We start from the raw sequence: 14,154 nt of genomic DNA, 5'->3' as shown, positions 1-14,154 counted from the left end.
CGACACGGCGCAGTTTCGCGAACCGAAGGCACAGCGATGACTTTCCAATTTCGGACGACGGCGTTGAACGCGCATTACGATGCGGTCTACGACGCGACGGAGCGCCGCTGGCGGCAAGTCTGCGCTCTCGACAAGGCGAGCCACATCATCACGCTACTGGGAGACCGGACGTCGCAGGTCGGCAGCGTGCTCGAAGTGGGCTGCGGCACCGGCGACGTCGTCGCCCAACTGAGCAAACTCAGGATCGGCCAGGCCTTCGTCGGCGTCGACGTGATCGATCCCGGCATGAACAACGACCATGTCCGCGACCGGGACAACCTGTCCTTCGTCCAGCAGACGGGCCCGAACCTGCCGTTCGAGGACGGCGCGTTCGACCTCGTCTTCGCGAGCCACGTGCTCGAGCACGTCGAGGACGAGCGTGCCTTCCTCAAGGAGATGGCCCGCGTCAGCCGCCGGTACCTGTATCTCGAGGTCCCCTGCGAGTTGCACGCCCGGACCCGCTACCGCGACCTCCAGACATCCCTCGACATCGGCCACATCAACGCCTACACGCCCGAATCCTTCTCGCTGACCCTGGCGACCTCCGGGCTGGACGTGCTCGACTTGCGCTGCTTCGACCATAGCGTGGCGGTGCATGCATTCCATACCTCGCCGCTGAAGGGGTATCTGAAGCGCGCGGTGCGCTCGTCGCTTCTGCGGATGAGCGAGAGCCTCGCCCCGAAGGTGTTCACTTATCATTGCGGCGCGCTCTGCGTACGTTCGACGCAGGGCGCGTAAGGCACGGGCTGTCACGACGGGGCCGCTAAGGGCAGCGAACGATGAGTAGGTTCGCGGGTGGGGCTGCCCTCGCGCACTCACCTCCCCCTGCTCCCCGCGGCACCGTCCTGAGCGACGCCGCGATCTGCGGCTTCGCTTAGCACCTTCCCCAGCTTCACTTCCACCGCGACGCCAAACTCTCCCTCGGCGTCAACGCCCGGGCTTTGCTCCCCCTTCGACCCCCTGGTCTGGGAGCGCGCCCGCTTCGAGCGCCTGTTCGGCCTTCCGCTACCGCATCGAGATCTACACCCCGGCCGCCCCGCGCCAGCATGGGTATTACGTGCTGACCGCTCCCTCGCCAGAGGCCGCGCCGACGATCTGCAGCCCGCCCTGCTCCCGGCACGGTGCTGCCTTTCTCGGCACGCGTCGGTCGCGGTCCGACCCGAAACGACCGCGACCGCGACCGCCGACTCAGCCCCATGGGCCGCGTGCGATAGTCCCACCGATTGAATAAATCGTTTATTGAATCTAAAACGCCATGATACCAACGTATTGGCATGAAGCACTACGCAACGGCAATCCACGGTGTCGGCAAGCTGGAGAAGTCGAATGATATGGGTAGAGGAAAAAAATCTTCTTTTTATCCACAATCCCAAATGCGCAGGGTCGTCGATCTCATCTGCACTTCGACAGCAATTTCCAGCTGCAACCACTTTCTGGGGAAGACAATATGTTTCTCGATTTGATAATATATTGGACTTAGCCCATATCAGTGTCGCCCTGTCCCGTGATTTCGTTCGTCATTCAGATGATTTATTCAGTTTTGGCGTCGTGCGCAATCCGTATGAACGGTTCAGATCGGCATTTTCTTACTTGCAAGGCGGCAATCCAGGTTTGACGGGTGTCACAGAAGAGGAGTTTGCATTTGATTTCATTGACGAGGAGCGGATTCGTTTTGATTGGAAATTCATTCATTTCTGCCCGCAATATCGCATCCTGTGCATAAACAACAAAATATCGGTGTCAAAAATTATCAGAATGGAGGATTTTTCGGAAGCGTGGCCGGCATTTTCGGAAAGCGTCGGCCTTGCGCCGACACTTCCCCTGCACAATGTCGGCCCAAAAATCGACCGGTCGGGCATGTCCGACCGACTCATCGCCCGCTTGAATGATCTCTACGCGCGCGATTTTGAAATATTTTCATACGAAAAGGTGCCGGTCGAGGTCCAGGCGCCACGAGGCAGGATACAATCCGATTACATTTCGCTCTGGCCCGAGTACCGCGGTTGTGACACCTCCGATCAAACCCGGATTTGATACAGACTAGATGCGATCGGGATTCCATGTCGTGGAAACGGCGCCGTTGCCAATTTGCCATCGTCGTGAGCCTGCCAAGAAGATCCGGAGTGGTTACGTGCCAGATCGCCATGGACCATTCCGGCATACCGGGCGCATGCAGCCGATGGTTCCCGCCTTCGTCAGGGCGACGATCGTCGGAGGCGCCTGCGACGAGACATCGCGACCAGGACCCCGACTGCCTCGGCGAATCGTACACGAACCTTGCGACAGCAGGAGACTATACCGGCAGGAAACGCTTCGCGGGATCACCATTTGCCGGCAACCGGACAGGCGCAATACCGAGGAGCATCCGATAAGCAACATCTTCTGTCCCACTCAATACACGGAGGCTTGCGGTATTGGGCATCGTTATTTTTGACATCCCTGGATGCAGAAGGCCGCCCCAGTCATGAAGATATTGTATTACAACTGGACGCCGCTCGATGAAGAAGAGAACAGAGGCGGCGGCGTATCGGTATATCAACGCAATCTCATCGAAGGGTATTTATCAAGAAGCGAACAGATCGATTTTCTTTCCAGTGGAACAGCCTATTCAATAGACGATGATCGCCCTTTTATTATAAAAACAAATAATATGTTCCAAGAAAAATGCCGATCTTTTCAACTTTTCAACTCGCCTATCCCGGCACCTGCCCACAGCGCCTTCGGGCTCAACAAGAGTCTCTTTGTGCGCACAGAAGCAGATTCGTGCTTCGAGCGATTCATTGCCGAGCACGGCCCTTATGATGTGATACATTTTAATAATCTTGAAGGCATCCCCCTTACATTTCTAAGCATAAAAGATAAGTTTCCCAACACGCGCCTCGTTGTCACTCATCATAATTATTTTGCCATATGCCCTCAGGTAAACCTCTGGAAGCGAGATCGCGTCAATTGTAGGGATTTTCATGATGGGCGCGACTGCGAACATTGCCTGATTCACAGACCATCGACTGTCGAGACATTATCGAGATATCAGCTGGCTACGATATTTCAAAATAACAATATCTCACTGCTCGATGCGGCCCAAATGGGCGGCGGAAATCACGATAAAGCGATTGCTCTATTTAAAGATATCAACATGCGCAAATGGTGTCGTCGGTTGTCCGATGCCGTGCCTGCAAACGTCGGCAATCAATCGGATTATCTGACAAGGCGCCGGGCTTTCGTTGAACTGATCAATGACAAGGTCGACCTGAATCTTGCTGTTTCCAGTCGCGTTGCAAGAGTGCTGACTTCCTACGGCATCAATGGAGATAATATTAAGATTTCGTATATAGGAACGAAGCATGCAGGCGCTTTCAAATCAAACAAACAAAAGACCAGTCCGATAAATAGTGAATATATTTCCCTCTGTTATCTCGGATACATGCGTGCAGATAAAGGTTTTTATTTTTTTATTGACGCACTGGAAGCAATGCCTATTCATCTATCTTCTAAAATATATTTGAAAATTGCGGCAAGAAATCATGGCGATAAGAATGCGCTCGATCGACTGGATCAGCTGCGCAAAAAGTTTTTTGACGTAAAGTACGTCGATGGATATAGGCAGGACGAAATTTCGAACCTCCTTTCCGATGTCGATGTCGGCATCATTCCAGTTTTGTGGGAGGACAATCTTCCGCAAGTTGCCCTGGAGATGGTGAGCTACGGAGTACCAATCATCACCTCTGATTTGGGCGGCGCGCAGGAAATCGGCGGTAATCCCGATTTTGTTTTTGAAGCAGGATCCCCCTCAAGCCTGATTCAGGTGATCAACAAGCTCGTGAATGGAGATCTTGAGCTATCGAGATTCTGGGATAATTGCTTGAGCTTAATCGATATGCCGACACATATAGAAAAAATGCTCGCAGAATACGGCCGTATAACGCGTGTCGGTCCGGATCGTATCGGTGAGTCTGTCACGCCAAGACGCAGGCATCCAATTCAACAGTTCAAGAAATCGGATCGCTTTGCGTCCTTCCCCGCCCATACCATCGGAGCCGTCGTATAAGATCATGGCAGATTTGATAAAACTGATGCATATTCCTGCGCCATGGGAGGACCATCAATCTGGCCGGCCGCTACCGAACGGGTTTGATAGCGTAAAAGATGCATGGAACAATAATCATGATTTATTTTCACACACATTTGGCGGGGCGGATCGAGCGATCGACGCTCTGGACATCTCCGGTCCGGCAAGTGACATCGATAATGGCGCAGCGTCGCCGCATATCAAATTCAATGTTTATGTCGATAGCTTTGATGATTTGCAAATTGCCATCGAGACGGCTCATCGCCCGATACATATTTTCTTCGCCGCGAGCGGTTACCTCGATTGGAGCCGGCCATTACATATAAAAGACCGCCAGGATGTTACGATCGACTTTAAACTCCAAGACATATCGATCAAATATGACAATGCGCCGCTGATCGTCATATCTAGGTGCGAGAGGTTGCTGATCCGGGGACTGTCTGCTCCGCTCCTCGACGATTGCAGGATTGCCATCGATAATTCGAACGATGTTGCACTGATCGGCTGCGCATTGCACGATTACTCGTCTCGCGCCGTGACCATACTGGGCACCTGCAACCGGATTCTGATCGACAAATGTTCGTTCCTGGGATCAAGCGACGCTGTCATCGACGCAACCGGCGAGATCTGCAAGCTCGCCATCACCCGCTGTAATTTTCACAACTCCGCGCGGGACGTTCAAACCGGCGACGCCAGTTGCATCCAGATCAAGGGGGCCTTGAGCGCACGCGGCTACGAGACCGATCCCTCCGCGCTCGGATTGGAGCTTGATCGAGACGCTCTCCTGATGAGGCACCCGACCCACGCCTATGTCGTCGAATGCAATTTCACGCTCGAAAGCGGTTCGGCGCTGCGATGCGCCCGTGCCGCAGGCATATGGTTCGAGCGCAACAATGTCGGTGGCTCATCGCATGAGGCCGTGAGAATCGAACAATACGTTTACGGCTTGATTGTCTCCGACAACCGATTGAACTTGCATCCATCAAGCCGGCCGAAAGCTTTAATAAATATTATAGATACTGCATTTTACTATATATTTAGAAATAATTTCGACATGCATCAAGGGGTCGGGATAAAAATCGAAGGATCCTCAGGCGGCGGGATCGTAGCTCTTAACAATTTTGTTTACGATGCGGCCGATCGTGCGGAAGGCATCGCGATCGTCGTCGCGACACCGGTCGATCAATCGTTCTTGTCACAAACATTCATTCTCAACTCCATTCGAGGGTCAAGTCGGGTGGGGTTTCGCTTCGAGACGCCACTGCCCCGGTTGTTCCTGTTTGACAATCATATATTCGGCACCTGGGAGTGGTCGATCGAAAGTTTAGCCCCCCAGCCGATGCTGACATCTCTAAATAATTGGAGTTTATGCCAGAGCTTGAACGTGCCACTCTCGCAAAGGCTTATCCGGACGCCGCCGACAGTGCGACGTCACGACCGTGATGTCCCCGTTCAGGACGAGAGGACTGCAACCGTCGCATCCGGTACCGACGCCGAGGCGCAGCCGTCCGGTGGGATAAGCCAAGCGTAGTCGTTCTCGGCGAATCGACGCTGGCCGGCCAGGCAAGGGCATCGCGGACCGGAGCGGTCTCGCGATGCCCCGGGCCGGTGGTCGTGACGAGAGGCACGTGCGGCGCAGGCGACCGACCGGGCTTCTCGGGCCCGGCGAGAGTGCCCCTCGCCGGTTGCCTGGAACCCTCCGTCAGCTCACCTCTACCTGCACCACTCCCGGCACCGCCCTGAGCGCCCCCGCAATCTGCGGCGTCGCCTGGTACTTGCCCCCCAGCTTCACCTCCACCTCCCGCTCACCCCCATCGAGGATCAGGATCAGCGATACCTCCCCCTCCCCGCGCACCTGCAATCGCTGCTGCACGCTCGACAGCGGGCGCTCGTCGCGCAGGTAGATGCGCATACCCTTCTGGTGGCGGGCGGCGGCCTGATCGAGGGGTTCGCAGGTCTGGATGCGGGCGCGAACGTCCTCGCCCTCGGTGCTGGCCTGGAGTTGGAGCACCAGGGCGGCGCCGGGCTCCAGCAGGTCGCGGTAATGCGAGAGCCCTTCCGAGAAGATGATCGCCTCGAAATGGCCGGTCTGGTCGGAGAGGGTCACGATGCCGAGCTTGTTGCCGGTCTTGGTGCGGCGCTCGGCGCGGTCGAGCACGCTCGCCGCCACCCGGCCCACCGTCGAGGTGCCGGCGCGGACCGAGCGGCAGAACTCGGCCCAGGTCTGGACCCGGAGCTTAGCCAAGAGGTCGCCGTACTCGTCGAGGGGATGGCCGGAGAGGAAGAAGCCGACCGCGTCGTATTCGCGCTTGAGCCGGTCGGCCATCGGCCAGTTCTCGTAGGGCGGGATGCGTAAAGCGACCTCGGCGGCGATGACGCCGCCGAACATGTCCACCATGCCGACGGTCTCGGCCTCGGCGGCTCCTTGCGCCAGCCGCATCATCGGCTCGACGGCGGCGAAGGCCTTGGCCCGGTCGGGCTCGATCGCGTCGAGGGCGCCGGCGGCGACGAGGTTCTCCAGGGTGCGCTTGTTGACGAGCTTCGGGTTGAGGCGCCGGGCGAAATCGCCGAGATCGCGAAACGGCGTGTCGCCGCGGGCCTGCACGATCGCCTCGACGGCCGACCGCCCGACGCCCTTGACGGCGGCGAGCGCGTAGCGGATCGCGCCGTCATGCACCTCGAAGGTGACGCCGGAGCGGTTCACGTTCGGCGGCTCGACCTTGATGTTCATCCGCTGCGCGTCCTGGCGCAGCTCGGCGAGCTTGTCGGTGTTGTCGATGTCGAGCGACATCGAGGCGGCCAGGAACTCTACGGGAAAATTCGCCTTCAGGTAGGCGGTCTGGTAGGTGATCAGCGCGTAGGCCGCCGCGTGCGACTTGTTGAAGCCGTAATCGGCGAACTTGGCGAGCAGGTCGAAGATCTCGTTGGCCTTGCCCTTGTCGAGGCCGCGCTCGACCGCGCCCTTCACGAAGCGGTCGCGCTGGGCGTCCATCTCCGCCTTGATCTTCTTGCCCATCGCGCGGCGCAGCAGGTCGGCGTCGCCCAGCGAGTAGCCGGCCAGGACCTTGGCCACCTCCATCACCTGTTCCTGGTAGACGATGATGCCGAAGGTCTCGGCGAGGATCGGCTCCAGCTTCTCGTGAGGGTACCAGTTCTTCTCGTTGCCGGCGTCACGGCCGAGCTTGCGCTCGCAATAGACCGGGATGTTGGCCATCGGGCCCGGCCGGTAGAGCGCCACCAGCGCGATGATGTCCTCGAACCGGTCGGCGCACATCTCGACCAGCGCCTTGCGCATGCCGGCCGATTCCACCTGGAACACGCCCACCGTCTCGCCCTTGCGCAGGCGCTCGTAGGTGAGGGTGTCGTCGATCGGCAGCGAGGGCAGGTCGACCTCGATCCCGCGCAGCTTCAGCAGGTCGGTCGCGGCGCGCAAGACCGTCAGGGTCTTGAGGCCGAGGAAGTCGAACTTCACCAGCCCGGCTTGCTCCACCCACTTCATGTTGAACTGGGTCACCCGCATCCCGGTCTTCGGATCGCGGTAGAGCGGCACCAGCTCTTCCAGCGGCCGGTCGCCGATCACCACGCCGGCGGCGTGGGTCGAGGCGTGGCGGTGCAGGCCCTCCAGCTTCTTGGCGATGCTCATCAGCCGCGCGACGACCGGCTCCTCCTCGATCGCGCTCTGGAGCTTCGGCTCGCCCTCGATGGCTTGCGCCAGCGTCACGGGGTTGGCCGGGTTCTGCGGCACCAGCTTCGTCAGCTTGTCGACCTGGCCGTAGGGCATCTCCAGCACCCGGCCGACGTCGCGCAGCACGCCGCGGGCGAGCAGCGTACCGAAGGTGATGATCTGCCCGACCTGGCCCTCGCCGTAGCGCTCCTGCACGTAGCGGATCACCCGCTCGCGGCCCTCGACGCAGAAATCGATGTCGAAATCCGGCATCGAGACGCGCTCGGGGTTGAGGAAGCGCTCGAACAGCAGGCCGAAGCGGATCGGATCGAGGTCGGTGATGAGGAGCGACCACGCGACCAGCGAGCCGGCGCCCGAGCCGCGGCCCGGCCCGACCGGGATGTCGTGCTCCTTGGCCCACTTGATGAAGTCCGAGACGATCAGGAAGTAGCCCGGGAACTTCATGTTGGTGATGACGCGGATCTCGTATTCGAGCCGGTCGCGGTAATCCTTCTCCGTCAGCCCCTCGGCCGGGCCGTGCTGGCGCAGGCGCTCGGTCAGGCCCTTTTCCGCCTGGCGGCGCAGCTCGGCCGCCTCGTCGGGGGCGATCTCCTTGGCCACTGCGGTCGTGGCCGCGGCGGCGAGCGCCTGCTGGGCCGCGCCCTCCTTCGTGCCCTGCGCCGGGGTCGTCAGACTCGGGGCGCCGAAGCTCGGCAGGATGGGCTTGCGGGTGCGCGCCCGGTAGGCGCAGCGCATCGCGATCTCGACGGTGGCCTGGAGCGCGTCGGGCAGGTCGCGGAACAGGTCGGCCATCTCGGCCCGGGTCTTGAAGGCGTGGCGCGGCGTCAGGCGGCGGCGCTTGTCGTCGGAGACCAGCCGCCCTTCCGCGACGGCGAGCAGCGCGTCGTGGGCCTCGTAATCCTCGGGCTTGGCGAAGTAGGGCTCGTTCGTCGCCACCAGCGACAGGCCGTGCTTGTCGGCGAGGCGGATCAGCTCGCCCTCGACGGCGCGCTCGTCGCTCAAGCCGTGGCGCTGCAGCTCGACGTAGAGGCGGTCCTCGCCGAAGGCCGCCTTCAGGGCCTCCAACCGGGCGAGCGCCAGTTCGGGCCGGTTCGCCCGCAGGGCGGAGTCGACCGGGCCGCCCATGCCGCCGGTGAGCGCGACGAGGCCGCCGGCGCATTCGGCCAGGGCCTGCGCGGAGACCCGGGGCACCTCGCCGAGCTGGTTGTCGAAATAGGCGCGGCTCGCCAGCCGCAGCAGGTGGCCGTAGCCGGCCTCGTCCTTGGCCAGCACCACGATGTGCGGATGCGCGGCGTTGAGCTTGGCGTTCGCCTCCGGCGCCTCGAAGGCGACGCTGAGCTGCATCCCGGCGATCGGCTGGATGCCGGAGCCGGCCGCCTTCTCGGAGAATTCGAGGGCGCCGAACAGGTTGTTGGTGTCGGTGAGCGCCAGGGCCGGCTGCCGGTCGGCGCCCGCGGCCTTCACGAGGTCGCCGATCTTCAGGGCGCCCTCGAGCAGGGAATACGAGGAGTGGACGTGCAGGTGGACGTAGCCGACGGGCTTCAGGATCTGCAAGGCGACTCGCTCCTACTGAGCGAGGCAGCATTCCCGGTGCCGCCCGGAGAGTCACGACCCGGCGCGCCTCACCGGGCCGAAAATCGCCGGGGATTCACCGCCAAATCGATGGAACCTCTCTCGACGTGGCCGCACGGCAACGCCCGGCATCAGTGCATCGGCGAGAGCGCCACCGCCCACAGGACGACGGCGCCGGTGAGCAGCCCCATCGAAGCGACCTCCGTGACAGCGAGGAGGATCTTGCGTATGTTCATGGTCTGTCCCCTTTCGACGGCCCGATGTTTGTTCTTGTTTTGTTCCATGTCAAAGGGGTGATGGACCGGATCCCGACGATGTGGTGAACGGTTGGTTGACGGTCCGGGCCCGATGGCTTCCCGGGGTATGAACCGGCCGCGTTGCGGCTCGGTCGCCCACGGCCTATTTAAGCGCAACCTTGACGGTGGGCCGCCGGCCCACCGGGAATCGTCCGTTCTCATTTTGCAAGCACGAGGTGGCGCATGGCGCGCGACGTGTCCGACGCGACCCCGCTCAGCGCGCGGTCCGAGCTGATCGAGTGGTTCGCGGCCGGCGAGAAGCCGCAGGACGCCTTCGCCATCGGTACCGAGCACGAGAAGGTCCCGTTCTACCGCGCCGACCACGCGCCGGTGCCCTACGAGGGCGAGCGCGGGATCGAGGCCCTGCTCGACGGCCTGCGGGCGATCACCGGCTGGGAGACGATCGAGGATGCGGGCCGGGTGATCGGCCTGTCGGCGATCGAGGGCGGGGGCGCGATCTCGCTCGAGCCCGGCGGCCAGTTCGAGCTCTCGGGCGCGCCGCTGGCGGACGTGCACGCCACCGCCCACGAGCTGAGCCAGCATCTCGACGCGGTGCGGCAGGCCGCCGACCCCCTCGGCATCGGCTTCCTCACCCTCGGCATGAGCCCGAAATGGACACGGGAGGAAACTCCCGTGATGCCGAAGAGCCGCTACCGCATCATGAAGGGCTACATGCCCAAGGTCGGCTCGCTCGGCCTCGACATGATGCTGCGCACCGCCACCGTGCAGGTGAACCTCGACTTCGCGTCCGAGGCCGACATGGTGACGAAGATGCGGGTCGGGCTGGCCTTGCAGCCGGTGGCGACCGCGCTCTTCGCCAACTCGCCCTTCACCGACGGCAAGCCGAACGGCTTCCTGTCCCGCCGCTCCGAGATCTGGCGCGACACCGACCGCGACCGCACCGGCATGCTGCCCTTCGCGTTCGACGAGGGCTTCGGCTACGAGGCCTATGCGGACTGGCTGCTCGACATGCCGATGTACTTCGTCAAGCGCGGCGAGACCTACCACGACGTCAGCGGCGCCTCGTTCCGCGACCTGATGGAGGGGCGGCTCGCCGCCCTGCCGGGCGAGCGCGCCACGGTCTCCGACTGGGCCAACCACGCCTCGACCGCCTTCCCCGAAGTGCGGCTGAAGCGCTTCCTGGAGATGCGCGGGGCCGATGTCGGCGACGCCAACATGATCGCCGCGCAGGCGGCGTTCTGGGCCGGGCTCTACTACGATCCGGCCGCGCTCGACGGCGCCTGGCAGCTGGTGCGCGAGCTGACGGCGGAGGAGCGCGAGACGATGCGGGCCGAGGCTCCGCGCCTCGGGCTCGACGCCAGTGCCGGCAGGCGGCGCCTGCGGGAGCTGGCCCGCGACGCCCTGGCGCTGGCGGAGGCCGGGCTCAAGGCGCGCGCCCGCCGCGACACGCAGGGGCGCGACGAGACGCTCTATCTCGCCCCGCTCCACGCCATCGCCGCCTCGCGGACCCGGGCCGAGGATCTGCTCGCGCTCTATCACGGGCCGTGGAACGGCTCGGTCGATCCGGTCTTCGCGGCCTGCGCGTTCTGACGAAAGCGTGAGCCGCGAACCGGCTCACGCCCAAGCTTAAACCCCCGGCCGTCCCAGTCCATCCGGCGGCGGCCGGCGCGCCGCCATAGGGTAAGCGTAGCCGATACGGATTGACGGTCCGTCAATCTGCTCCGAATCCTGGAACAGATCCCGGCCTTTGGTCGTTCTTGAGGCCTACGGGGCACGTTCCTCAGACTGATCGGAGAAATCCAGTATGTCTCGCATCACCACCCTCGCCGTTGTGGCCGGCGCCGCCGCCCTGACCGCCGGCACCGTCGGCGCCCAGGCTGCGCCGCTTCCTGCGGCGACCTCGGCCGCGATCGCCGGCTCGGGCGCGACCGTCGATCAGGTGCGCTGGCGCGGCGGCGGCTACTATGGTGGCTATCGCGGCTACCGCGGCTACGGCTACCGCCGCGGCATCGGCGCCGGCGGCGCCCTGGCGGCCGGCGCGGCCCTGGGCATCATCGGCGGCGCGCTGGCGGCCGGCACGGCGTCGTCCTACGGCTACGGCTATCCGGCCTATGGCGGTTACTACGGCGGCGGCTACGCCCCGGTCGGCGGCTACGGCTACGGCTACAGCTATCCGTCCTACGGCTACAGCTACCCGGCCTATGGCGGCTACTACGGCTACGGCTACTGAGACTGGCCGCACCGGCTGACTTGAGGAGAGCCCGGCGCGGGATGCCCGCGCCGGGCTTTCTTTTGGCCGGGCTTTCTCGTGCGCGCCGGATGTGCTCAACCGGTCGGGCGGCCAGCTTGGGGCGACGATGCGACACCACGACCTCGACCTGCGCGGGCTCAAATGCCCCCTGCCGGTGCTGAGAACCGCCAAGGCCCTGCGCGGGCTGGCGCCGGGCGAGGGCCTGTCGGTGCGCTGCACCGACCCGCTTTCCGCCATCGACATTCCCAACCTCCTGCGCGAGAGCGGCGACCACCTCGACCGGATGAAGCGGGACGACGGCGTCCTGATCTTCGAGATCCGCCGCGGGCCCGGGGACCGTCGCGACGAGAGCCAGGAGAGCGAGAGCCGGGAGAGCGCCGCATGAGCCGGGACGACGAGGCGCCGCGCATCGAGGGCACCCGCACCGTCTACGAGGGCTGGGCGCGCTACCTGGTCGCGGATGTGCGGATGCCGGACGGCCAGCACGTCGGCCGCGAGGTCGAGGATCACGGACCGGCGGTGGCCGTGCTGCCCTACGATTCCGAGCGCCGTGTCGCCCTGCTGGTGCGGCAGTTCCGCACGCCGCCCTGCCTCGTCGACGGGACGTCCTGCGTGCTGGAAGCGCCCGCGGGCCTGCGCGAGGAGGACGACCCCGAGGCCTGCGCCCGGCGCGAGGCCTTCGAGGAGGTGGGCCTGCGGCTGTCGACCCTGGAACCCGTCGGCCGGGTCTGGTCGCTGCCCGGCCTCTCGACCGAGCGCATGGACCTCTTCCTCGCCCCCTACCGCGCCGCCGACCGCGAGGGCGAAGGTGGCGGGTTGGCCGAGGAGAACGAGAGCATCGAGGTGGTGGAGATCGCCCTCTCCGACCTCGCCGCCATGGCCGACCGGGGCGAGGTCGGCGACATGAAGACCCTCTGCCTCGTCCAGACCCTGCGCCTGCGGCATCCCGGCCTGTTCGCGGAGCAGGCCGAAAGGCAGCCTTGAGGGGAAAAGGCGACGCCGGCATCCTGAACGGGTGGTGTACAAGCGTCGCCATTCACGGGTTCGTGATCGGGGCTAGCGTCTCGTTCAGCAGCTGTTAACTTTAGGCGGTTCCGATAGCCCTCCGTCGCAGGGGCCTCGACAGGAGACGCCGATGTTCAGCATTGGACCCTTCCACCGCCCGACCGGGCAGCCCACCGGGTTCACCACCCCGCTCCTCCCGCTGGAGCCGGACGTTCTGGATCCCGTCCAGGGCGCACCGCGCGAGGCATCGCCGGCGCCTGCGGAGCCCAGCATGGCCCGCCACGCGCTCTCGATGCTCGTCCTGCTCTGCCTCACCCTGGCGGTGCATTCGGCGGTCGGCTGGTGGACGCTGCCCGGCAAGGCCCCGATCCTGGCCCCCTCCGCCCAGACCACGCCCGCCGCGCCGATCCACCTCTCGAGCGTCCGCTCGCCGTCCTGAACCGGGGCGTCGACCAGTCCCGTCGGCCGGGCCATCGAATCGTGGAGGAGGCCGGTCGGCCGCCTCGCGGCCCGACATCGGCAAGGCACCCATTCCCGCCCGACGTGTCGTCACCGGGCCGAAGCTGCCTGGACATAAGACGCCTGGACGATTGGGATCGAAACCGGAGGTCATCGTCTCACGACCTCTGGTCTCCGCTTTGCCCCTGCGGCATTCTTTCCGGTAACCTTTAGCCGGCAAGGCCGGACCCCGAGGCGGATCGGCACGTTGCCGTCCCGTGCGAGGAGACGGCGCCGTTTCTCGCCCGACTGTACTTTGGTCATGATCGTGTCGAAAGCTCGGCGGTTTCGCGGCTCTCCCTCTTGCGCGTTTCCCTCGAGTCGTTAACGTCACGTTCAAGTCCAAGAAAATCAGTCGTGATTCGCGCAAGGGAGCCAGCGCATGTCTCAGATCATTCGCGTCAAGCCTACGCAGGACGGGACCTATACGGTGTATCGCGGTACGCTCGTGCTGGTCAGCGGCCTGACCCGTGCGCAGGCCGAGAGCTACGAGGCCTCCCTCGCCCAGAACGAGCGCAAGCCCGACGAACCGCTCCACTGAGCGTCTCGCGCCGCCGGAGCGGCGTGGCCCGTGGCCGATCTTCGGCCGAGGCCGACGGCGCAATGCCCGCCGTCGGTTCGAACGATCCGGTAGAGACTGTGCTTCCGCCGGTAACGAGAGATCCGGATGCTCAGGGCGTCCCGATCTCGCGATGATATCGCTGTCGGCCGACAGACTTGGCCGCATGCGGTGATTTTCTCACAAGATCTTGCGATATCTGCGCATGGGCTCATGCGC

11 protein-coding genes are annotated in these 14,154 nt (G+C 63.4%); 10 read left to right on the top strand and 1 reads right to left on the bottom strand.

What is annotated here, in order from left to right:
- Positions 1 to 36 precede the first annotated feature (36 nt).
- The 4 genes from G4G93_RS22515 to G4G93_RS22500 all read left to right on the top strand — a co-directional run bounded on the left by G4G93_RS22515 (position 37) and on the right by G4G93_RS22500 (position 5,639).
- Positions 37 to 777: a class I SAM-dependent methyltransferase gene (locus G4G93_RS22515; protein ID WP_165087339.1), complete on the top strand. Its 741-nt coding sequence runs from the start codon at positions 37 to 39 to the stop codon at positions 775 to 777.
- Positions 778 to 1,365: 588 nt separating this feature from the next.
- Entirely contained in the window at positions 1,366 to 2,073 is a 708-nt protein-coding gene (locus G4G93_RS22510) for a sulfotransferase family 2 domain-containing protein (protein WP_165087337.1), read from the top strand.
- Positions 2,074 to 2,482: 409 nt separating this feature from the next.
- Complete coding sequence (locus G4G93_RS22505; protein ID WP_165087335.1) at positions 2,483 to 4,087, top strand: glycosyltransferase; 1,605 nt, start codon at positions 2,483 to 2,485, stop codon at positions 4,085 to 4,087.
- A gap of 4 nt (positions 4,088 to 4,091) precedes the next feature.
- Positions 4,092 to 5,639: a hypothetical protein gene (locus G4G93_RS22500; protein ID WP_165087333.1), complete on the top strand. Its 1,548-nt coding sequence runs from the start codon at positions 4,092 to 4,094 to the stop codon at positions 5,637 to 5,639.
- A 171-nt stretch (positions 5,640 to 5,810) separates the two neighbouring features.
- On the opposite strand, the gene dnaE is transcribed toward G4G93_RS22500, so the two are convergent.
- Positions 5,811 to 9,347 (bottom strand): DNA polymerase III subunit alpha, encoded by a 3,537-nt coding sequence (gene dnaE, locus G4G93_RS22495; protein ID WP_165087331.1) that lies wholly within the window; start codon positions 9,345 to 9,347, stop codon positions 5,811 to 5,813.
- Between the two features lie 497 nt (positions 9,348 to 9,844).
- Between dnaE and G4G93_RS22490 the strand changes: the two genes are divergently transcribed.
- The 6 genes from G4G93_RS22490 (at position 9,845) to G4G93_RS22465 (ending at position 13,917) form a co-directional block, all read left to right on the top strand.
- Positions 9,845 to 11,212: a glutamate--cysteine ligase gene (locus tag G4G93_RS22490; protein ID WP_165087329.1), complete on the top strand. Its 1,368-nt coding sequence runs from the start codon at positions 9,845 to 9,847 to the stop codon at positions 11,210 to 11,212.
- 214 nt (positions 11,213 to 11,426) lie between these two features.
- Positions 11,427 to 11,852 (top strand): hypothetical protein, encoded by a 426-nt coding sequence (locus tag G4G93_RS22485; RefSeq protein WP_165087328.1) that lies wholly within the window; start codon positions 11,427 to 11,429, stop codon positions 11,850 to 11,852.
- A gap of 127 nt (positions 11,853 to 11,979) precedes the next feature.
- Positions 11,980 to 12,258, top strand: a complete 279-nt coding sequence (locus G4G93_RS22480) for a sulfurtransferase TusA family protein (protein WP_165087326.1) — start codon at positions 11,980 to 11,982, stop codon at positions 12,256 to 12,258.
- Positions 12,255 to 12,857, top strand: a complete 603-nt coding sequence (locus tag G4G93_RS22475; protein WP_165087324.1) for an NUDIX hydrolase — start codon at positions 12,255 to 12,257, stop codon at positions 12,855 to 12,857. Before G4G93_RS22480 ends, G4G93_RS22475 begins: the two co-directional genes overlap by 4 nt.
- A gap of 151 nt (positions 12,858 to 13,008) precedes the next feature.
- Positions 13,009 to 13,317, top strand: a complete 309-nt coding sequence (locus G4G93_RS22470) for a hypothetical protein (RefSeq protein WP_165087322.1) — start codon at positions 13,009 to 13,011, stop codon at positions 13,315 to 13,317.
- 441 nt (positions 13,318 to 13,758) lie between these two features.
- Positions 13,759 to 13,917: a hypothetical protein gene (locus G4G93_RS22465; RefSeq protein WP_165087320.1), complete on the top strand. Its 159-nt coding sequence runs from the start codon at positions 13,759 to 13,761 to the stop codon at positions 13,915 to 13,917.
- Positions 13,918 to 14,154 lie beyond the last annotated feature (237 nt).

Source organism: Methylobacterium sp. DB0501, assembly GCF_011043735.1.
GTDB classification, from domain to species: Bacteria; Pseudomonadota; Alphaproteobacteria; order Rhizobiales; family Beijerinckiaceae; genus Methylobacterium; species Methylobacterium alsaeris.
Note: the sequence above shows the minus strand (reverse complement) of the source record. Positions and strands in the feature narration are given on the sequence as shown.

What these genes read in the sequence shown, in the direction of transcription:
- G4G93_RS22480 (WP_165087326.1), top strand. Translation starts at nt 11,980, where the DNA reads ATGCGACACCACGACCTCGACCTGCGCGGGCTCAAATGCCCCCTGCCG.
- G4G93_RS22465 (WP_165087320.1), top strand. Translation starts at nt 13,759, where the DNA reads ATGTCTCAGATCATTCGCGTCAAGCCTACGCAGGACGGGACCTATACG.
- G4G93_RS22515 (WP_165087339.1), top strand. Translation starts at nt 37, where the DNA reads ATGACTTTCCAATTTCGGACGACGGCGTTGAACGCGCATTACGATGCG.
- G4G93_RS22500 (WP_165087333.1), top strand. Translation starts at nt 4,092, where the DNA reads ATGGCAGATTTGATAAAACTGATGCATATTCCTGCGCCATGGGAGGAC.
- G4G93_RS22505 (WP_165087335.1), top strand. Translation starts at nt 2,483, where the DNA reads ATGCAGAAGGCCGCCCCAGTCATGAAGATATTGTATTACAACTGGACG.
- G4G93_RS22475 (WP_165087324.1), top strand. Translation starts at nt 12,255, where the DNA reads ATGAGCCGGGACGACGAGGCGCCGCGCATCGAGGGCACCCGCACCGTC.
- G4G93_RS22490 (WP_165087329.1), top strand. Translation starts at nt 9,845, where the DNA reads ATGGCGCGCGACGTGTCCGACGCGACCCCGCTCAGCGCGCGGTCCGAG.
- G4G93_RS22485 (WP_165087328.1), top strand. Translation starts at nt 11,427, where the DNA reads ATGTCTCGCATCACCACCCTCGCCGTTGTGGCCGGCGCCGCCGCCCTG.
- G4G93_RS22510 (WP_165087337.1), top strand. Translation starts at nt 1,366, where the DNA reads ATGATATGGGTAGAGGAAAAAAATCTTCTTTTTATCCACAATCCCAAA.
- G4G93_RS22470 (WP_165087322.1), top strand. Translation starts at nt 13,009, where the DNA reads ATGTTCAGCATTGGACCCTTCCACCGCCCGACCGGGCAGCCCACCGGG.